The following is an 18,481-nucleotide window of genomic DNA, read 5'->3' as shown; positions in this document are numbered from 1 at the left end:
ATTCTACACTCCCTTCCGGATATCTTTCAAGTATTTTATATGCAATTTCTATGCCAAGGAACAAAAATTCAAAAAAATCTAATAATTACACACAAAAAAACAAGGCACGATCACCTTGTTTATCAAAAGTTTGTTTTAATTTGCAACCCATTGTTGTGTTTTAAAACACTTATACCTTTAAATCATACTCTTTTAATTTCCTCCAAAGGGTAGAACGATCAATTCCAAGAGACTTAGCAGCTAACGTTTTATTAAACCCATTTTTTTCTAATGCAGTAAAAATAAGCTCTTTTTCTTTATTTTTTAGGCTTTTCTCATTGGACAAATCCCCCAACATGTTCCTTCTTTTTATTTTTCCCAATAAAAATTTAGCACCATGAAGTCCTAAACTATTACCTTCCTCAAGAACCACCATTCTTTCAACTACATTTCGTAATTCACGGATATTCCCAGGCCAATCGTATTGCTGAAACAAATCAATTAATTCTTTTTCAACAATTTCTATTTTAGATTTTCGTTTATCATTAAACTCTTTTAGAAAAGCATTTACCAATATCGGAATATCTGCTAAACGATCCCTTAGAGGTGGCAGCTCCATCGAAAGAATATTTAAACGGTAATATAAATCTGATCGAAATCGTTTCTTTTCAACCTCTTCTTCTAAGTTCCGATTAGTAGCCGTAATTATCCTCACATCCACCGGGATAATTCGATCCCCGCCTACTCGTCTTATCGTTTTTTCCTGAAGTACTCTTAATAAAAGTGCTTGTATTCGTAGTGTTACCTCTCCCACTTCATCCAAAAATAAAGAGCCACCATGAGCAAGCTCAAATAATCCTGGTTTACCCTCCTTTAAAGCACCTGTAAATGTACCTCCCTCGTAGCCAAAAATTTCACTTTCTAATAGGTTTTCTGGAAACGCTGCACAATTAACAGCAACAAAAGGGCCAAGTGAACGATCGCTAGCTGTATGAATTCCCTGAGCAAATAACTCCTTACCTGTACCAGACTCCCCTGTAATAAGAACAGTCGATTCCGTTTTAGCAAATTTCCTTGCAAGGTCTTTTACTTCAGTTATTTCTGGTGTTTCTCCCACAATATCATTTAATCGATATTTCGCCTCTAATCCATTTTGATGAAGTTTTTTTCGTAGTTGTAATTCTACTTTTTGTATATCCGTAATTTCTTTAAAGTTAGATACCGCTCCGACAATTGTCTCCCTAACAATGACAGGTGAGCGGTTGATGACAACTTGTCGACCACCAATAGTATCTATATCATCCCTTTCTATCTTACCTGTTTTCAAAACACGCAGCATATCCGAATGAGGTATAAGTTCAGTAATATTCCGACCTTTCATATTTCCTTCGATGCCGAGTATTTTTTTTGCATGTTCGTTAAGCAAACTAATGTTACCTGTATTATCAACTGCAACCACTCCGTCATGTGTAGAATTAACGATTGCCTCTATCTGATATCTTTCTTTTATCATTTCATGAGTTAGATTTACTAAGGAACACGCAATTTGTAATAAAGGTATAAGAGTTGTGAAAATCGGTTTAATATAATGTATATTTTTTATTCTTGGTGAAGAAATAAATCCCTTCATCCATATTGGAGCAAGGATTATCTGATTGGGGTTAAGTTCGGAGGATTGTTTGTCCGTCAAAAATGAAAGACGGATATCTTCATTTAAACCATATTCACTTTTTAACCACATGATTTCTTTTGATGATGCTATATATGTATATTTTAGATTTTCACTTTTCTCACATATCTCATTTATTGAGCTTTTAATATCTCCCATTCCTAACGAAATCGGAATAATTGGCAATCCAAAATCCTCCAATTCATTTAAGTAGATTGCTGGTGAAAGAATCACCATCGGATTCATTATTTTTTCTAATATTGAATTAATCGAATAAAAACTAGCAGTTTGGTATCCTAAGCCAGTTAAATAGTTTTTTATTTGTTCTTCATGCAAATCCTTCATTTTAAATAGTACTATCATTGGATCACTCCTAAAATGTATTTATAGAATTGTTTATCGTAATATTTTTTCGGAATCTTCCGTCTTTATAATATAGGTAATTATGATTCTTGTAAACTAGCTATAATTTACACGCTAATTGAATTAGTTTGCGTTGAGGCACTTCCAACCTTTGAAACTAGGTTCAATAAATGTTACTGTCGCATTCGACCTTCCAAAGAACCCAACTATAGACCTAATCAATATAAGCCCTTTTTCCCAACCTCTTTCTGGTAAAATAAAGAAATGAAAGGGGCTATTGGTTGATGGAATTACAAACAAAGGATAATCGAAAGTTTACGAATCAGTTTCCTAAGTGGGCCATTGTTTGCCATATTGGGTTTATCTCTATTTTTTTTATAATTGGAATCGGTGTGTTTGTCTTAGCTGCAAAAGAAGTTTCCGAGATAGGATTCGGTTTATCCATCCTAGTTTTTGCGATAGGTTTTGTCTTTCTTGGGTTTTCATGGTTCAGCTATAAGAATTTACGAAAATACCATGACGTTGTTATTAACATACAACTCGGTGAAAATGGCTATGATTCCTACGTGAAGGACAAAAAAATGAATGAAGAACACCACATATCCATTCCATATGAAAATATGAAATATGTATTAATCGGTATGGACTATCGATTAAAAGCAAAGTCAAAGATTCAAAGTGGCGAAAATGATAATATGAGGACAAAATTTGTTCCCGTACGATCCGCAAAAGTCTTTATCTATGGTGTTGATACCACAAATCAAGTGAAGGTTACCAGCTTTCCTCATCCGGATGAGAAATCCCTATTTGATTGGATTGGCGTATTTCAAAAGCATGGGGTTGACATTTACCATACGGATAAGGCTTTAACAGCTACCCCAAGTAATCCTGAGATCATTGAATCGATTCCAAAGAAGCATTTTGATGGAACACTTTCCTTCATTATTGGTTCAGAGGCTGATGGTTTGGATAATCTCTTTCTAACAGAAGAACAGAAAAAAATCATGGAGAAAAATGAGAAAAAGAATCGGAAGAACGGTCTTTTATTTACTTCTCTTCACTCCTTTTTACAACTCCTAATGGTTTGTTTTTGGTTTCCGCATTGGGACATCGTAGGTGAGTCCTTTAGTGACAGCTCAGGAGAATTCGTCGCACTTTTTTGTACCATTCTTGTACAGTTTTTTATCTATGTTAAGATGGGACATGTCAAATGGTATGAGCCGCTAAGGGATATGTTCATTCTTTACATAGGTATTTTCATTGGATTGCAGCTCTCGCCTGACGAGCGAATCACTTTTGAACCAGCAGTTCAGGGTTATGCCATGATGACAATTGGTGCGTTTTTGTTTCTATATTACGCGTTGAAGGTATCTTCTTGGTTAAAAAAACTAGGTAAGAAGTTATCGAAAACAGACCAAAAAGAAGATTCAGGTTTCTAGACTATGAGGGTAATTTTACATGAATGACTCCTACATTAAAAAACGACTTTGTCATGCGTACAAAGCCGTTTTTCTACTATTACCGTATGTATTAACCTTGACGTCCTTCAGTGTAGATCTGGAAGGTTACACCGAATTTATCTTTAATGACTCCATAAGCAGGACTAAAACTTGTTTCTGATAGTGGCATTTCAACTTGTCCACCATCCTGTAAGGCTTCAAAAATTTCGCGAGCCTTATCTGCATTGTCAAACGTGATACAAATGGTCACTAGGTTTCCTTCTTGAGCTGGTTGACCTGGGAATGTATCTGAAAACATAATTACTGACTCTCCAACCCTTACCGTAGCATGTGCAACAAGGTCTTTTGCATCCTCAGGGAGAGGAAAATCTTCGGTAGAAGGCATTTCACTAAAAGTAATAACCCCTAAATTTTCCGCTTGAAATACCTTTTCGTAAAATCCAATTGCTTCTCTTGTACTTCCGTTGTTTAACTGTAAGTAAGGAATAAATTGCATGTTCTCAGCTCCTCTTATTTTATTCGGAGTATGTGCTCCAATATTATTATAAACCAATAGGTTTGCGAATTGCATGAAAATTCCAATAACCGGTTCGAGTGGGTATCATAAATTAATTGCAGAAACTGATAAGGCGCGTATAAGTCAGTAGGCAATGGATTTAAACAATGCAATACCTTTATTCATCCGGATATAGATTCTGATATGTTTCAACTGTATGTATAATTAAATTCTTTAAAACATCGGTATCGATATCAGCTAATTTATTCACATATATACAAGCTTTACTCTTCGTATGTTTACCAAAGCCTTCTAATAATTTTTCCCTTTCCTCACTTTCATAGGCCAAATATAGACTAATTTTAGCCTTTCTTGGTGAAAATCCCACTAAAGGCGCATCACCCTCATGTCCTGATGCATACTTATAGTGATAGCTACCAAATCCTATTATACTAGGACCCCACATTTTTGCGTCATAACCAGTTACCTCTTCAAATATTTTTAATAACTGATAGGCATCTGCCTTCTTTTTCTCATTTTCCACCTTCTCAATAAATTCAATTACACTATCATCCGTTTCTTTCATCTTCGGTTCATACATATATACTCTCTCCTATTCTCTGAGTAAATACTGTTTACATTATTGACCATTATTACATTCTAGAATACGTGTGTAATTTCCTGTAAGAATGTCCATTCTTTCACTACGTACCTTCACTAAAAAAAGCATTACTGCTTTTTTACAGTAATGCTCTCCATTGTTTATTATCACTTTTTGAAACAGACCATAAACCCAGCAAACAAAAAGTGCTGTCGTTCGATATCTTGCTCCCTATCTACATTATACTACTCTTTATCAAGTATTTGTAGACTACTCTTTTTGTAATTCCTATATTATAGTGGTATCCAAAGCTAATATGAGGAGTGTATCAATATGAATGACATAAATGATGTCTTAGATAATGGTCCTTTTTTCCACGGTACTAAAGCAGAACTAAAAATAGGTGATTTATTAGAACCACAGCACCTATCAAATTACCAAGATAAAAAATCTACCTATATCTATTTTACTGCAACATTAGATGCTGCTAAATGGGGCGCTGAATTAGCAACCGCTAAATCAAAAGAAAGAATTTATATCGTAGAGCCATTAGGCGAATTTGAGAATGATCCGAACTTAACTGACAAAAGATTTCCCGGTAACCCAACACGTTCTTATAGGTCTAAATCTCCTTTGAAAATTATAGCTGAACTAGGTTCATGGGAAAGACATTCCGATGAAGAAATAAATCATATGATCTCATCTTTAAAAAAGTTACGTGAACAAGGAAAAGCTGTAATAGACGATTAATCCAGTTTTCACGGCGGCGGATATGCCTCCTCGCCTGCCGTGTCTCTTTTATTAAAACGTACAGTCCGTTTCTTTCATTACCCACGTGATCTTCCAGGTTCAACCATGGGGATTAAAAAACCACCTAAGCCTGCAAATAAACCTTATTGCAAGTTGCCAAAGGCTCTAATCCTATCATTACAGGCAAGGCAGCAGCCAATCTTGCACTAAAAGCTTTTTAACCAAGGAAATGGTTTCTTATTACTTGTAGTGCTTGCTTAATCATAGAAGGAGTTACCTGGTTTAATTGTATGTAACTCATCATAATCCTTCTTTACAAATATTTTCCCAAATAATATATAGTTGACATCTAAGCACCCAATTTGTCGAGGGTTTTCTTAATCTTTTTTTACACCTTTACTTTTATATGGTTTTGCACTCTTTTTTTTATTTGCACTAGCTTGCCAACGATTCCACCCCTTCTTGTCTGTTCCTCTCCCTGTTCCACTTTTCCCTTTAGCTTTACTCATAACATCACCCCGTTGTCCTTCTAGCTTGAGTTAACCATCTGTTAGTTTTAGTATTTTACGCGGTTATTAACCAAGCATATTTCAATTAATAAAACACTTCCAGTCAACCATATGTTTTAAACCAACAATTCTACCCATATTTCTCAACTATCCCTTTAAAACCATTATATCCTTTATGTGCAATACTTCACAACGCTATTTCGTTCAGGGTTTTCCTACTCCGTAATTTAGCCGCAAAAAAAAAGCTAACAAAGGTGTGAGTCACTGCTTTTTGTAAATCATACTCTTGTCCTACGTTTCACCAACACAAACATGATGATTTTCTATGAATATCTGAAAAATAAATAACGGATTCTCCAAATTGAAAAATAATTATGTTAGACTTAAAAAAGGAAAAATTATGGAAGAAGGGGAATAAATAGAAAATGAAACCGAAAGCTTTAATAGTATTGAGTGGGGTCCTTGTCGGTGGTAGTTTTGTCGTGGGGTTCACGCATGTTGACGCACCGATCAAAGCAAAGGCAGACGCACCCACGAAGGAAGAGATCAATGAAATGATTGCAAATTATCCTCAAAACCAAGTATTCACGCCAGAAATGTCCGAAAAAGTGACGGCATATCGTGAAACGGTTGAAATGAACGAAGTACCAAGTCATGAATCGATGAAGGACAACCCGATGGTCAACCGGGCGGTTGAGGTCTATCTACAAGAAGACGAAGCACTTCAAAAGAAAATCCGCTTCAATCTTCCAGGCGGTGATTTACTACACTTCATCACGTTTGAAAAAGGCTTCTATCCACAAGAACTTCTTAACGAATCGGTCGAACGAGACGTTCCAATCTTGGAATCCGTGAAGGCTATGTCGGACAATACGCCGTTGAACACATTGATTAACGAAACCATCAAAGGCATAACCGAGGCTCGGACAAACGGAGACGCATACGGATATTACGAGGCATGGGCGAAGTTGGACGGATTTCGCGATAGAATCGGCGAATTATCCGACCCAAGAAGCGTTGAGGCACGAAACAATTTGGATAGATTTACGTTAGAAACTCCCGAATATGCAACGCTTAAAGTTTTCGTGAAGGACATTGCGAAGAATTGGGCGGACGGTTCGGAATTTCGAAGTTATCAAGACGATAGATCGGCTGAAATGACGCTTGCGAGTTCCGTTCTTCATAACGTGAATTGGTTCGAATCTTCGATTGAAGCAACAGGCTTGACCAAAGCATTTGACGATTGGCAACGAACTGCATATGACCTTACATTCACGAAAGCAGGCGAAGACGTTCGGGAAAAATTCGAAAGTCAAATGAACGATATATTGTCAAACCTATAAGCGGCGGACTTCCGTCGTTTTTTTATTGCTATTCTCTTGTTTTTCTCTAGTTTTCAATAACCAACAATGTTTATTTTTCTTTACCTTGTTTTAATAGTTCTATAATTTCTATGTTTTGTTCGCTTACTTTTCTTAACTTCCCATCAATTGATAAACAAGAAATTGCAATGACAACAATTCCAACCATTATAACAAATTCCATAATATCGACCTCTTTTCCCTCATAATACAAGTGAATTTATACATTCTTTAACAATCCTTATTAACCAATCCTGCTTCGTTAGCTAAACAAGAAAAAACTACTCAGTAATGGCACGTGGATATTTAACACTTGCTTCGTAGTGAAATTTCTTATGAATGCAAAACACTATTAATAAAATACTTTGCATTCCCTGCGTCTTTTTTTCGAACAGAAACAACATATTGTTTTTCGTAATTCTTGTTCATTCCGAAACTTCCAAAGTTTCCTCTTGATGTACCAGGTCCTAACCATTTTCCTGAAGGGTCAATAGTTTTATAGGTAGATTTTATGCCTTCTCTTTCTAAAATTGCTCTCACCTTAGATAATTCTTCCATTGAAAATCCTATATAAACATCTTCTTTATTAAAGAAAAACATATCCATCCCCCCCTTTTATTAATACACCAAATGAAACTACTGCTTCTTATACTATACTACTCGTTTGTTCAATAACTTTTACTATTTCAACCTATAAATCTTGAGATAAACGGACCATATCCCTGCACTGAATACCATTTTCAAAAATTTTATCTGGGTAATACCTTACAAAAAAATCCATATCAACCCCAACTATTCTAAAGCCACATTTTTGATAAAGAGCCAGTTGTCCTATGCTTGAATTTCCTGTTCCAATTTCAATTGTTTTATAGCCTTTTGTCTTAGCTACCTGAATTGCGTCCATTACCAACCGTTTGCCTATACCTCTACCATGTTGCTCTTGTACCACTGCAACATTCACAAGTTCCACTGTCTCTGGTCTTGTTGGAAGTAATACATAGACTCCAATAATTTGCTGTTCACTTTCAGCTACAAAACATTCGCCCCTATTAACATATTCCTCAACAATCTCTCTTGAGGGATCAGCCAATAACAACAATTCTATTGGAAGTTTATCCGTTTTATTAAGTTTTCTAATCTCCATTTTATCTCCTTCTTTACCTTACTTAGATCAACGCACTCCTTTGGTTGAACAACACTACTGATTACATCCGCATTCATATTCCTTGAATTTATATTCTTTGTACAATCTTAACTCCTTAAAATCACTGGTATCTGATTCATAAACCTTTACTAAGGGAGCAACATCCATTTTAGCGAATTTGCTTATCTGCTCATCTAAATCAATAGTCATATCTAATGGGTACTCATTCATATCTACATATAGATTATTATGTTCGCAAACATCATACGTCACTGCAAGATAATATTCTTTCATCGTATCACTCCAAATTCACATCTTAATACTAAGTGCCTTCTTCAGTTATCGCACCCGTTAGTTATAAAACACTTATACATTAATTGCATATTATATAAATGATTGACAATAAGTCATTATTTCTTTCTTTTTCGTTCTAAAAGTATAGGTGCTATATTTAGCAAGATAGAAACAATTGTCAAAAACCATAATGCTCTTTCCATACCAGGTACTACATCCATTAAAGCTGCCCAATCTTCCGCTTCTACCCACATCGATACAAGACTGTATTCTGCACAAAGTGTTAATGCTGTAAATGATAAACCCAACGCCATAGCAAGCTTATAATCCTTTCCTGCTGCATACATATAAAGATTTATAAAAGTTACTACTATTGCAATAACCCCAAATATTATCCACATAGCTATACCTCCATATTTTTATTTATCGTAATACTAAAGTGTATCATCTCAATCTTTTGCATTACTTTTTTATTAAACATTAATACGTCAAATCTTATTTTATAGTAAATGTTCTTCCTTTTGTTATTTCTTATTGAACAAATCTGCCCCGTTACTTGAATAAGAATTAAGGTCTTATTTGAAACGACTTAAACTTTGCCAAAGGGCAACTCCTAAAAGGAAAACGATTACTGCTAAGATAAACCAAGAGTAATAGTTCTTTTTGTTACGTAGTATTGTGTACACAAAGAAAATTAGAATTAAAATCAACATTGCCATACCCGTTATTGCCAATAAGATATGAAACACGAACATAATAAACCTCCACTGTTAGACAGTTATGCACCTTTTAGTTGAATAACTTCAACAAAAAAGTGCATTAATCCTCCTTGGATCAACGCACCCTTTAGTTTAAATAGACTCAACATTTTGTTAGCTTAATTTTTTAATGATTAAAGGTAACTCAGACAAATCATTAACTATGAAATCTGCTTCAACATGATCCCATTGAAAATCTCGTTTCCAAATTCCTTTCATTCCTACATTTTGAGAAGCTTTTACATCATTCACTGGATGGTCTCCCATAAATATGCTTTCATTAGGTAAAATCTTAAGTTTCTCTAGTGCTCTGATAAATATTTGAGGATTCGGCTTTTTAATTCCTTCCCATTCCGATACTAAAATCGTATTAAAGTATTTATCTATACCCAATGCCTTAATATTATCCATTTGAAACTGTCCGTATCCGTTTGTAATCATTCCTAAAACAAGATGGTTACTTTTCAATTCTTCCAACATACCAATAAGATTGGGAAAAGGAACACAGTTATTCTTAAATTCGCTAATATAATCTTCGAGTAAATTTTCCCAAGTTATATCAGCAATATTAAATTCATCAACTAATTGCTGATATACTTTATCTTTCCAAACATACCCTCGGTTATCTAATTCTATAAATCGTGACACATACTTCTCTTTGGGAATATGACCTACTAGTTTATATAACCTATCATATTGCCTCTCAATGAACATTTTCACTGACTCATCTCTATTTAATAAAGTTCCATCTAAATCAAATAAAACAGCTTTTATCACTTTTGATGACACTCTCCCCAACTTCAAGCTAATCATATCTTCTATATAGTTAATACAAAATCCTTCTAAATCTAAACTGCCAGTTATTTAACAGCTTCAACATAAACCTCTAATAAAGTTCAGTTCTTCTACATATTGTTTTAATTCATCTAGGTGATGACCGGTATTATACGATGGTAAAATAAGGTAATCAAGAGTCATTCAGATGAATACATTCTAATGGAGGTGTTTACATGCATAGTACTTTTGAACCAGCTGGGTTTTGGATTCGTCTTGGTGCTTCGCTTATTGATGGTTTTGTCATTTTTATTGTTGTTTTTCTATTTTCACTCATTTTTAACTTTCCGATAGATGATGATTCTTGGCAATCTGGCCTTCTTGAACTCTTATATGCTCTTAGCCTACCAGTCTTATGGTACGGGTATACAGTTGGAAAGAAAATATGTGGAATTCGAATTGCGAGGGTTGATGGCGAAAAGTTACACATTGGGAATATGCTACTTCGGATTGTAGTAGCAGGGCTAATATACGCCTTGACTTTAGGAATCGGATTCATTGTAAGTGTAGTAATGGTTGCCGTCCGAGAAGATAAAAGAGCAATTCATGACTTCGTAGCAGGCACATATGTCACCTATAATCCCCCCGAAAGAAATTAACAGGGGAGACCTGCGTCTGTCCCCGTGTCTCCCAAACTGCAAAAGCAAGATAAATAACTCGCATTCTATAATTTGTGACCTTATAAGAAAGGTTTCCATTTTCTTACGCTTTTATTGCCCATAACTTGTCCTCAAATGTAAATTAAACATATAAAAAACTGGACCCCCATTGGTAGTTTTGTAACTAACAATGGGGGTCCAGTTCAAATTTGCCGAGTTTTCTTTGTATCCATTCTGGATCTTCTTTATCAAAACACTCCGTTCGTTAGTACAATCTTAAAAGGTCTTATAAACACCATCTTGATAAACCTTATAATAACCTAAGGTTCCAGTTTTGCCAGATACACGCGTAGATACGGAAACGAGTTGTACCGTATAGTATGAACCGTGATCATCAGTCGCAAGGGTTTCATCAACACCGAATGAAACATCTTCATCTTTTCCCTCAGGAAGTTGCTGTTTTAGATATTGGATCGCTTTTTCCCCACTTGAAACGACTATAACAGGATTTCCTTCGCTGCTATCGGTTTTTGGTGTGCTTTCGGCGGATACATCATTTGATGGAGAAGCATCTGTATTTAGTGAATTACTAGCTAGTTTAGCCTGATCTTGGGTTGATGTATTATTATCAGGATTATTGATTTTATGTGTTTGTTTCTCTTCTTCTCTTTTATCGCCAGATTCGCTACTTTCCGAATTATTAATGCTATTATTAATAGACTTCTCTGTACTGTCAGTAGACAAATCATTTGTACTTTTTGATAGATTATCAGATTCCGAAACTTTATTGATTGACGCAGCATCATCTGATGATTTGCTACAAGCAGACATTCCGACTAATAAAACAATTAATAAAGTTGCCACAGTAAACATTTTGTTTTTTCTCATTTTAAGAGCTCCAATCTATTATCTAAACATACTCCACGTAAGTTATTTTTTTACATGACCAAGGATTTCCCTTTGTATATTTGAATCAGTTCTTATTACAAAAAACTTCCCTATTAAGGTGAATCTTCTTTTCATTCTATAACTTTAATTAACTAGTTAAACGTGGTTAACTCTTCTGAAACAGAATGTAAAAAATCTTTTTCAAATTTAATATAGAATGCCCCATTTATCCTTTCATTTATCATACCATCGGTTAATGATACCGAATGTATCGAGTCAAGTTCCATCTCTAACAATTGCTCAACAGGAGCATTACCTTCTATTTTAATAGCAGATTGTTTTAATAGTGTTTGTGGTACTACGTTTTTCGTTTGATTTATTACTGCATGAATGAGGTTTACTTGGTTTTCTTCACCCAATCTTCCTACTGTAGCAGCCATCATTAATGCCACAACCTCTTCTCCATTCAAACGATTCTTCCCCTTTTTGAATTCAAATGACACTCTAGATATAGCTCTTACTTCAATATCTTCTTGCAAGTCGTAATCTATACCGTTTACTGAATCAATCAACTTTGAAAGGGTTTCTATGTCCATAACAGCGTAATAATCAATAGGTAAATCAAATAGTTTAGAAACTGTTGTTCTTACATTTTCAGCTCCTCCTGAACCGTAAATATAAGCATGTGTCAATTTATCATATAAAGTAGTTCCATTTTTCTTATCCACTATCGGAGAGTAAGTATCACGAGGGATGGATAGAACTTTCATCATCTTTTTATCTTCATTAAAACTAAGTAAAAGGTTAATTGGTATTCTATTATTCTCATCTTTTACCATAAATAGCGTGGTAAAAGACTCGTCTTCTTGAGATTCTACTCCACTTGCATGTATTCCGTTGTTTTCATTCGTAACGTTTCCTTGAAAAATCGATGGAATAAACAATAATATACACAAGCCAATCACTAATAAAGAAGCTGTAGGAATGGCGAGTTGTTTTGAAATAGAAACAAGATTTTTCTTTGGTGTGTTATTATTCTCTATTTTATGTATTTGTTTAAACACTTCATTACGGTCTTCTTTCGTAAATCTTAATTCTTGATCAAACCTAGTAATAAATCTATTTTTTACTCGTTTATCTTCCATAAAATTCTGCCTCCTTTATCACTGACTCTAATCTTTGTTTCCCTCTTCTCAATCGAGATTTGACTGTATTAACTGGAATATCCAAAACGTTAGAAATTTCATCTGTTTTTAAAGACTCATAGTAATACAGATAAATCACTTCCCGATACACTTTCGGAAGAGTAAAAATATTCTCTTTCATTTCTGCGTTATCATATTTATCAATAACTGTTTTCTCTGTTGACGGTATTATTGACCTTGTGGTTTCGTTAATAAAACTTCTAACTTGTACCATTTTGTAATGCCAACTTTTTAAATAGTCTTTGCATTCATTAATTGTTATGCGATAAAGCCAGGTTTTTATTTGTGCATCATATCGAAACGAATCCAGGTTTTTATAGCATTTTATAAACGTATTTTGCACCATATCTTTAGCAATCTCTGGATCTTTCACATAAGAAAATGCCAATCGTACTAACTCATTACCATATTCAATCATCATTTTTTCTAATATAATATCTTTTTCTTCTCTGTCCAATTCTACTACCCTCCCATTCAACCTTCTTCAATGCTATTAGACGATTATCAAATCATATTAGGTTCAATTTTAAAGAACTTTATTTAACAAACGTCATTTTATTGGCTTTTAACTTAAATCCATTTATTATACAAGGATATTTAAGTATCCCATTTAAACTTTCACTAAGCCATCCATTCCGTTGACTAATTTTTACAGAAAAAAGCGATGATCTTTCTTTCTCTGATCATCGCAATCTATCACAGTCTTTCCATTAGATATTAAGTTTTCCTTCAATACAAGTTACTGCATGACCACCGATTAAGATTTTACCATTTTCGGTAAATCGAACTTCAACCTTGCCGTTTCTCCCTACACAAAAACCCTGACTTGCTACATAAGTTTGTTTTCCTATAAGTTCATGTTTTTCAACTAATGCTGCCACGGATCCATTTCCACTACCGCACACTGGGTCCTCATCTATTCCTTCGTTAGGGGCAAATGAACGTACTTCAACATCAGGTTCTGTATTTCCGGAAGTAAGTCCAAATACAGTAACACCTGTTACCCCAGATGGAATTAATGTGGCGAGTTCGGCCATGTCGGGTCGTAAGCTTCTCACTTCATCTGCACTAGATAATTGTAGCGTAATCCATACTGCACCAACATCAATCGTAGCAATAGCTTTAACACTATTTGAACTGACACCCAAAGCAATTGCAAGTCTATCTACATCAGCAGATGGTACGCTTTTAATTTTTGGCTCAGGTAACGTAAGAAACTATTTATTTTCATCAACAAAAATAGTAACTAACCCGCTACCACATTGCTGAACTAAGCGACCTGCTGTCTTTGGTTTAATGCCATGTTGAATCACTGCAAAAGCAGAACCTATCGTTGGGTGTCCCGCGAAAGGAAGTTCACTATTAGGGGTAAAAATACGCAATCTATAATCAGCCTGTGGGTCCGTTGGCTTGCATACAAAAGTAGTTTCAGAAAGGTTCGTCCAGTTTGCGATTGACTGCATCTCTTCAGTAGAGAGTTCATTGCCATCAAGTATTACGGCAACTGGATTCCCTTTGAATGGAATCTCTGTAAATACATCAACTTGTTGGAATGGAACTTGGTGATTCATCATTGTTTCCCCTTTCAAAAGTCGCTAAAATTGTGACCATCATTCTCTAATACAACTTTTGCCTTTTCAATTGAATGACTTTTAACAAGTAGGTAATCGGTATTAAAGGTTGAAATTGCAAAGATACTGATATTATTTTCGGCTAATGGATTCGCTAAAGAAGCTAATATTCCTGTTAAGCTAAAGTCTAAAACTCCCTCTACTTTTATACACTTCCAATCGTTTTCCACGTCACTAAATCCTTCATTCAGAGGTAAACATTCAGAGGTGCAGACGATAGAAAGTTCTTCATCTGTTCGGGTAATAGAAAATACATCGGAGTTTAATGCCCACACCGGTATTTTTTCAGTTGGAGAAAATTTCACAACTGAAAAATTTGAATCTAAAACTTTTAATTTCATATTTTCAGCACTCCTTTTAGGAGTTATTTTACCATATATTCTCTCAAACTATTGTTTCACTAACTTAGATCGTTTGTTCAATAAGGAATTCAAAAAAAAGGTGGTTAATCCTTCTTAGATAACGCACCTTTACTATTACGCCAATCTCTAAATTCCATCATTTTAAAATCCATTTCTTAATCTAATTTTAAAGGGGGAATAAATTCTAATGAGTTTCCATCAGGATCATTAAAATATAAAGCTATGTGAGTTTGCGGTTTGTTTGGAAGGATAATTGGTTGTTGTTCCGGTTCAAAACCATAATCCTTCTTGGACTATTGCACCCAATAGTTTAAGTACATTATTTCACAAACTTTAACACGTTTTTTCATTATTTGCTTTTCCAGTGAGTTAAATATAAACAGGAAAGGTTAAAAGTGAAAAAAATTATGCAGTGATGGGCTAATTTTATCCACCCGTCTACACTTTTCTTCAGTAAAGGTGGTCTAATGAGTTAAAAGTAACAGGCATGTAAGTAGGCGATAAAATAATAATCTACTTGTAAAATAATTGGAAGAAAAGGAAAATTTAGAGTATACTAAAAATAGTTTTGAATTTGGTGGTGATTAAAATTAATAGACTAATTCCTTTTTTCATATTTTCCGTTATTGTTGTATTACTTATCGGTTGTACTAATAAAACAATTGAAGTTGAATCACCTAAGGATCTAAATATTAAGAACCCCTTCATTGTGAAGAATGGCAATCAGGAATTTAGAATTATACCCTTTTATACTCAAGTATTAGATTACATAGAAAGCGTTTCAGAAATTGAACAACACGAGAAGATGGAAGAACATTACTATCAAAAAGTTGTCGAACCATTTCAATTAGATACTTTAGGTAAAGGAGAGGGGTATTGGATAAAGGACCATTGGGCTTTTGCAACTCCTAAAGACATAAAAACTTTGGAGGAATTTGTATATTCTCTAATTAATAATCAAGATGAAATAAATAAAACAATAGAACAAGCCTTAATTAAATCATCTAATACCCTTCCAGGCGGGAATAAGACTGTGTATTTATTTCCTCCTAATCCGGATGACATGTATGGTTTCGTTCTAATGGGTGGCACTGCTGGGAACGCAGTTAGTAAGGATGTAATCATAATACAGATTGAACCATCTTCATTAAAAGAAGATTTGTTGGAGTATGCTGTTGCGCATGAATATCATCATACTATTTATATGGAGAGCGAGAGCGGAAATGTAAACTGGAATAACACTTTATTAGATTCAATTATTCTTGAAGGTAAAGCGGACACTTTTGCCAAAAGTCTGTACCCCGATATTACTATACCGTGGATAGAACCTCTTTCAGCCCAAAAAGAAAAAGAGGTATGGGAGGATTTGGAAGAAGATTTATGGTCAATTGACCTTGACCGATCATTATATCACGATTATCATAATGGAAATCCTAGCAAAGGAATCCCCACTTGGACCAACTACAAAATTGGATACCAAATCATGAATTCCTTTTTGGAAAATAACCCTTCCGTCTCGGTTCATGACTGGACGATATTATCTGCGGAGGAGATTTTATCAAATAGTAAATATGGAGATAGGATCTCAAAATAAAAGTTTATTTAGATTCTTGCAAAGGAAGAGACATTCTGACTTTGCTTTTTTGTTTTGCATTTTCTGTCTACTTAATTATAAAGCTGTTTTTTTCTTCTTCTACTATCCTGCTTCGTTTGTTCAATAAGGAATACAACAGAAAAGGTGCTTAATCCTGCTGGAAACGCACCCGTAAGCTTTAACAATCCAATATTTTTTATTTACCTACCTATTTGTTCAAGTGTATCTGAATAATTATTGTCAATAATTAGCATTGGTTCCTTTATAGAATGTATGATGCCTTCTATGTCAACCAATTTATTGTCTTTTTCTTCACCAATGGTATTAAAAACTCTAATAACGGCTTCCATTTTCTCTTTTTCTTCACTACTTATAGCATACGAATGATTTTCAAGAAACTTATTAGTCATACCAGATATAAATTCATCAACACGAAATAAGCTATATTGTAGTAAATCCCAATCAGATGATGCGTCTCCCATATGTATTGTTGAAATAGCAAATAAATAGGAGTGAATGCTTCTACTCTCTACGTTAACAATTCTCCAATTGTTGTACAAATCGCTTTTCGCATCACTTTTTCCTTCGTTTTCGATAGTTAAATGAACAAACTCCTCCAGCCTGTTAGCCAAATTACTTCCTTTAACAGATATAATAGATAAATTGTCATAATTTCTATCTATACTTTGATTAACATAGTGTTTATACTCTAACTGAACATAAATACTATAAATAACAAAGACTCCAAATAACAAAATAAAAAATCTATTTAAATACTTTTTTAAATTTGCTTTATCCATATAATCCCCCATAGACTATTTTAGTTCTTCAAGTATCCTGCCCCGTTAGTTCAATATGAATTTATAATGATGGAGGACTACAAGACAGACAAATCGATAAATTCTAGTTCCATTTCTGCTTCTGCTTTCGAACGATAAACAGTAATTTTATCATAGGGTTTCAAGTTATCTTGCCATGATCCTATATTACTCAGAAAATTTTCTCCGTTTTCAGAAATTATCAAGCACTCTAAATGCCTATTGATATAACAAATTGGTGCATCACTTTTCAAATCACATTGTTGACCAACAGTTCCGATAAATCCACCTTTACTATCTTTTGCCATAATATCTACATACGGAACCGTATAAAATTCTAAATGTGGAATATCATCGTCAAAGATAAATTGAATATCATAATCGTTAGCATATTTTTGATACTCCTCATTTTTATGGTAAAAACTCATTGGATAAATTGTTGTACCTGCTGGTATAACCTCGATATCTTTTAAATTTACATTTATGGCTCCAGTTAATTCTGTTCTATCTAGATAAACTTTTTGCATCTCAACCACCCTTTAATCTTATTTTAAAGTAAATGCTCATTACTTTAGTGATTTCTTATTGAATTAATCTGCCTCGTTAACTTAATAACTTCAACTAAAATAGGCGATAATCCTTCTTGGATCATCGCTACCCTTTACTTTAAATAGATTACGGGATTAATCCTTCCTGTATCAATGCCTTTACTATTTGAAATTAACTTTACTATTATTTTTTTTAGTTAATATATAGCTTTGTTTTATCATTTCGTAAATTTCTTCCTTTGGAACAGTTCCGTCAAGAATTATCGAATTCCAATGGTCCTTATTTAGGTGAAATGCCGGAACTACCGAATTGTAAATCTGACGCCAATAATCCAAAAAACCGGGTTCACATTTCACATTAATCCAAATAAGGCCATCTTTTTCAAAGATCCACGCAAACACTTTCTTGTTAACTATATGTCGCATTAACGTCCAATTCTTATCGCGAAATGGATAATCTTCATATGTATTACCAAACCCCAAACAGTAACCGATAGCTTCCTCTCTATTTTTCATTGTTAACCTCTTCTCAAACCTACTAAAATAACTTGCTAGTCTTTTAATAAAGCTGCATCCTTAATTATAACCCTTGTACCCTTTCATACACTAACCTACCCC

Annotated in this window: 23 protein-coding genes and 1 pseudogene; 5 read left to right on the top strand and 19 right to left on the bottom strand. The window is 34.3% G+C overall.

The annotated features are described in order from the left end of the window. Positions 1-169: 169 nt before the first annotated feature. Complete coding sequence (locus tag CKJ95_RS19665; protein WP_257215872.1) at positions 170-2,011, bottom strand: sigma-54 interaction domain-containing protein; 1,842 nt, start codon at positions 2,009-2,011, stop codon at positions 170-172. A gap of 284 nt (positions 2,012-2,295) precedes the next feature. On the opposite strand from CKJ95_RS19665, the gene CKJ95_RS19660 reads away from it, so the two are divergent. Continuing rightward, complete coding sequence (locus CKJ95_RS19660; RefSeq protein ID WP_099355143.1) at positions 2,296-3,450, top strand: hypothetical protein; 1,155 nt, start codon at positions 2,296-2,298, stop codon at positions 3,448-3,450. Between the two features lie 91 nt (positions 3,451-3,541). Here the strand turns inward: CKJ95_RS19660 and CKJ95_RS19655 are convergent, their stop codons facing one another. Then, positions 3,542-3,967, bottom strand: a complete 426-nt coding sequence (locus CKJ95_RS19655; RefSeq protein ID WP_099355142.1) for a VOC family protein — start codon at positions 3,965-3,967, stop codon at positions 3,542-3,544. Between the two features lie 178 nt (positions 3,968-4,145). After that, entirely contained in the window at positions 4,146-4,568 is a 423-nt protein-coding gene (locus CKJ95_RS19650; RefSeq protein ID WP_099355141.1) for a DUF1801 domain-containing protein, read from the bottom strand. A gap of 333 nt (positions 4,569-4,901) precedes the next feature. On the opposite strand from CKJ95_RS19650, the gene arr reads away from it, so the two are divergent. Further along, complete coding sequence (gene arr, locus CKJ95_RS19645; protein WP_099355140.1) at positions 4,902-5,318, top strand: NAD(+)--rifampin ADP-ribosyltransferase; 417 nt, start codon at positions 4,902-4,904, stop codon at positions 5,316-5,318. Positions 5,319-5,695: 377 nt separating this feature from the next. Here arr and CKJ95_RS19640 read toward each other — a convergent pair whose 3' ends face one another. Next, positions 5,696-5,827, bottom strand: a complete 132-nt coding sequence (locus CKJ95_RS19640; protein ID WP_099355139.1) for a DUF3934 domain-containing protein — start codon at positions 5,825-5,827, stop codon at positions 5,696-5,698. Positions 5,828-6,252: 425 nt separating this feature from the next. Between CKJ95_RS19640 and CKJ95_RS19635 the strand changes: the two genes are divergently transcribed. Next, on the top strand, positions 6,253-7,170 hold the full coding sequence (locus CKJ95_RS19635) for a hypothetical protein (protein WP_099355138.1): 918 nt from the start codon (positions 6,253-6,255) through the stop codon (positions 7,168-7,170). 70 nt (positions 7,171-7,240) lie between these two features. Here CKJ95_RS19635 and CKJ95_RS23930 read toward each other — a convergent pair whose 3' ends face one another. The 7 genes from CKJ95_RS23930 to CKJ95_RS19605 all read right to left on the bottom strand — a co-directional run bounded on the left by CKJ95_RS23930 (position 7,241) and on the right by CKJ95_RS19605 (position 10,161). Further along, on the bottom strand, positions 7,241-7,372 hold the full coding sequence (locus tag CKJ95_RS23930; protein WP_257215871.1) for a hypothetical protein: 132 nt from the start codon (positions 7,370-7,372) through the stop codon (positions 7,241-7,243). Between the two features lie 149 nt (positions 7,373-7,521). Further along, on the bottom strand, positions 7,522-7,788 hold the full coding sequence (locus CKJ95_RS19630; protein WP_099355137.1) for a hypothetical protein: 267 nt from the start codon (positions 7,786-7,788) through the stop codon (positions 7,522-7,524). Between the two features lie 91 nt (positions 7,789-7,879). Then, positions 7,880-8,332, bottom strand: coding sequence for a GNAT family N-acetyltransferase (locus CKJ95_RS19625; protein WP_099355136.1), 453 nt, complete (start codon positions 8,330-8,332; stop codon positions 7,880-7,882). Positions 8,333-8,386: 54 nt separating this feature from the next. Beyond that, positions 8,387-8,626 carry a hypothetical protein gene (locus CKJ95_RS19620; RefSeq protein ID WP_099355135.1) on the bottom strand — a complete coding sequence of 80 codons (240 nt, stop codon included), beginning with the start codon at positions 8,624-8,626 and terminating at the stop codon, positions 8,387-8,389. A gap of 116 nt (positions 8,627-8,742) precedes the next feature. Further along, positions 8,743-9,027, bottom strand: coding sequence for a hypothetical protein (locus CKJ95_RS19615; RefSeq protein ID WP_099355134.1), 285 nt, complete (start codon positions 9,025-9,027; stop codon positions 8,743-8,745). 174 nt (positions 9,028-9,201) lie between these two features. Then, entirely contained in the window at positions 9,202-9,381 is a 180-nt protein-coding gene (locus tag CKJ95_RS19610; protein ID WP_099355133.1) for a hypothetical protein, read from the bottom strand. A 117-nt stretch (positions 9,382-9,498) separates the two neighbouring features. Next, positions 9,499-10,161: an HAD family hydrolase gene (locus CKJ95_RS19605; RefSeq protein WP_099355132.1), complete on the bottom strand. Its 663-nt coding sequence runs from the start codon at positions 10,159-10,161 to the stop codon at positions 9,499-9,501. Between the two features lie 233 nt (positions 10,162-10,394). Between CKJ95_RS19605 and CKJ95_RS19600 the strand changes: the two genes are divergently transcribed. Next, positions 10,395-10,817: an RDD family protein gene (locus tag CKJ95_RS19600; RefSeq protein WP_099355131.1), complete on the top strand. Its 423-nt coding sequence runs from the start codon at positions 10,395-10,397 to the stop codon at positions 10,815-10,817. A gap of 276 nt (positions 10,818-11,093) precedes the next feature. Here the strand turns inward: CKJ95_RS19600 and CKJ95_RS19595 are convergent, their stop codons facing one another. The 5 genes and pseudogenes from CKJ95_RS19595 to CKJ95_RS19575 form a co-directional block, all read right to left on the bottom strand. Further along, positions 11,094-11,705, bottom strand: coding sequence for a hypothetical protein (locus CKJ95_RS19595; protein ID WP_099355130.1), 612 nt, complete (start codon positions 11,703-11,705; stop codon positions 11,094-11,096). 152 nt (positions 11,706-11,857) lie between these two features. Then, positions 11,858-12,850 (bottom strand): LCP family protein, encoded by a 993-nt coding sequence (locus CKJ95_RS19590; RefSeq protein ID WP_099355129.1) that lies wholly within the window; start codon positions 12,848-12,850, stop codon positions 11,858-11,860. Beyond that, positions 12,840-13,367 carry a sigma-70 family RNA polymerase sigma factor gene (locus CKJ95_RS19585; protein WP_099355128.1) on the bottom strand — a complete coding sequence of 176 codons (528 nt, stop codon included), beginning with the start codon at positions 13,365-13,367 and terminating at the stop codon, positions 12,840-12,842. The genes CKJ95_RS19590 and CKJ95_RS19585 overlap by 11 nt, the downstream gene beginning before the upstream one ends. 253 nt (positions 13,368-13,620) lie before the next feature. Beyond that, positions 13,621-14,481: pseudogene (locus CKJ95_RS23925) on the bottom strand (PhzF family phenazine biosynthesis protein). Positions 14,482-14,495: 14 nt separating this feature from the next. Then, positions 14,496-14,882, bottom strand: coding sequence for an ACT domain-containing protein (locus CKJ95_RS19575; protein WP_099355127.1), 387 nt, complete (start codon positions 14,880-14,882; stop codon positions 14,496-14,498). Between the two features lie 601 nt (positions 14,883-15,483). On the opposite strand from CKJ95_RS19575, the gene CKJ95_RS19570 reads away from it, so the two are divergent. Further along, positions 15,484-16,497: a DUF2268 domain-containing protein gene (locus tag CKJ95_RS19570; protein ID WP_142353965.1), complete on the top strand. Its 1,014-nt coding sequence runs from the start codon at positions 15,484-15,486 to the stop codon at positions 16,495-16,497. A gap of 200 nt (positions 16,498-16,697) precedes the next feature. On the opposite strand, the gene CKJ95_RS19565 is transcribed toward CKJ95_RS19570, so the two are convergent. From CKJ95_RS19565 to CKJ95_RS19555, 3 genes are all read right to left on the bottom strand, one after another. Then, the gene (locus CKJ95_RS19565) at positions 16,698-17,297 is read right to left on the bottom strand and encodes a hypothetical protein (protein ID WP_257215870.1); all 600 of its coding nucleotides are present in this window, start codon (positions 17,295-17,297) and stop codon (positions 16,698-16,700) included. 77 nt (positions 17,298-17,374) lie between these two features. After that, a complete protein-coding gene (locus CKJ95_RS19560; RefSeq protein WP_099355124.1) occupies positions 17,375-17,842 on the bottom strand; it encodes a hypothetical protein in 468 nt (155 codons plus the stop codon). A 183-nt stretch (positions 17,843-18,025) separates the two neighbouring features. Then, positions 18,026-18,379 (bottom strand): MmcQ/YjbR family DNA-binding protein, encoded by a 354-nt coding sequence (locus CKJ95_RS19555; protein WP_099355123.1) that lies wholly within the window; start codon positions 18,377-18,379, stop codon positions 18,026-18,028. Positions 18,380-18,481: the final 102 nt, after the last annotated feature.

Origin of the sequence: Fredinandcohnia onubensis, from assembly GCF_002734285.1 — a bacterium.
In the GTDB taxonomy this organism is placed as follows: domain Bacteria; phylum Bacillota; class Bacilli; order Bacillales; family Bacillaceae_L; genus Ferdinandcohnia; species Ferdinandcohnia onubensis_A.
This window is presented reverse-complemented; position numbering and strand designations above follow the sequence as displayed.

What these genes read in the sequence shown, in the direction of transcription:
- CKJ95_RS19665 (WP_257215872.1), bottom strand. Translation starts at nt 2,011, where the DNA reads ATGATAGTACTATTTAAAATGAAGGATTTGCATGAAGAACAAATAAAA.
- CKJ95_RS19660 (WP_099355143.1), top strand. Translation starts at nt 2,296, where the DNA reads ATGGAATTACAAACAAAGGATAATCGAAAGTTTACGAATCAGTTTCCT.
- CKJ95_RS19655 (WP_099355142.1), bottom strand. Translation starts at nt 3,967, where the DNA reads ATGCAATTTATTCCTTACTTACAGTTAAACAACGGAAGTACAAGAGAA.
- CKJ95_RS19650 (WP_099355141.1), bottom strand. Translation starts at nt 4,568, where the DNA reads ATGTATGAACCGAAGATGAAAGAAACGGATGATAGTGTAATTGAATTT.
- arr (WP_099355140.1), top strand. Translation starts at nt 4,902, where the DNA reads ATGAATGACATAAATGATGTCTTAGATAATGGTCCTTTTTTCCACGGT.
- CKJ95_RS19640 (WP_099355139.1), bottom strand. Translation starts at nt 5,827, where the DNA reads ATGAGTAAAGCTAAAGGGAAAAGTGGAACAGGGAGAGGAACAGACAAG.
- CKJ95_RS19635 (WP_099355138.1), top strand. Translation starts at nt 6,253, where the DNA reads ATGAAACCGAAAGCTTTAATAGTATTGAGTGGGGTCCTTGTCGGTGGT.
- CKJ95_RS23930 (WP_257215871.1), bottom strand. Translation starts at nt 7,372, where the DNA reads ATGGAATTTGTTATAATGGTTGGAATTGTTGTCATTGCAATTTCTTGT.
- CKJ95_RS19630 (WP_099355137.1), bottom strand. Translation starts at nt 7,788, where the DNA reads ATGTTTTTCTTTAATAAAGAAGATGTTTATATAGGATTTTCAATGGAA.
- CKJ95_RS19625 (WP_099355136.1), bottom strand. Translation starts at nt 8,332, where the DNA reads ATGGAGATTAGAAAACTTAATAAAACGGATAAACTTCCAATAGAATTG.
- CKJ95_RS19620 (WP_099355135.1), bottom strand. Translation starts at nt 8,626, where the DNA reads ATGAAAGAATATTATCTTGCAGTGACGTATGATGTTTGCGAACATAAT.
- CKJ95_RS19615 (WP_099355134.1), bottom strand. Translation starts at nt 9,027, where the DNA reads ATGTGGATAATATTTGGGGTTATTGCAATAGTAGTAACTTTTATAAAT.
- CKJ95_RS19610 (WP_099355133.1), bottom strand. Translation starts at nt 9,381, where the DNA reads ATGTTCGTGTTTCATATCTTATTGGCAATAACGGGTATGGCAATGTTG.
- CKJ95_RS19600 (WP_099355131.1), top strand. Translation starts at nt 10,395, where the DNA reads ATGCATAGTACTTTTGAACCAGCTGGGTTTTGGATTCGTCTTGGTGCT.
- CKJ95_RS19595 (WP_099355130.1), bottom strand. Translation starts at nt 11,705, where the DNA reads ATGAGAAAAAACAAAATGTTTACTGTGGCAACTTTATTAATTGTTTTA.
- CKJ95_RS19590 (WP_099355129.1), bottom strand. Translation starts at nt 12,850, where the DNA reads ATGGAAGATAAACGAGTAAAAAATAGATTTATTACTAGGTTTGATCAA.
- CKJ95_RS19575 (WP_099355127.1), bottom strand. Translation starts at nt 14,882, where the DNA reads ATGAAATTAAAAGTTTTAGATTCAAATTTTTCAGTTGTGAAATTTTCT.
- CKJ95_RS19565 (WP_257215870.1), bottom strand. Translation starts at nt 17,297, where the DNA reads ATGGATAAAGCAAATTTAAAAAAGTATTTAAATAGATTTTTTATTTTG.
- CKJ95_RS19560 (WP_099355124.1), bottom strand. Translation starts at nt 17,842, where the DNA reads ATGCAAAAAGTTTATCTAGATAGAACAGAATTAACTGGAGCCATAAAT.
- CKJ95_RS19555 (WP_099355123.1), bottom strand. Translation starts at nt 18,379, where the DNA reads ATGAAAAATAGAGAGGAAGCTATCGGTTACTGTTTGGGGTTTGGTAAT.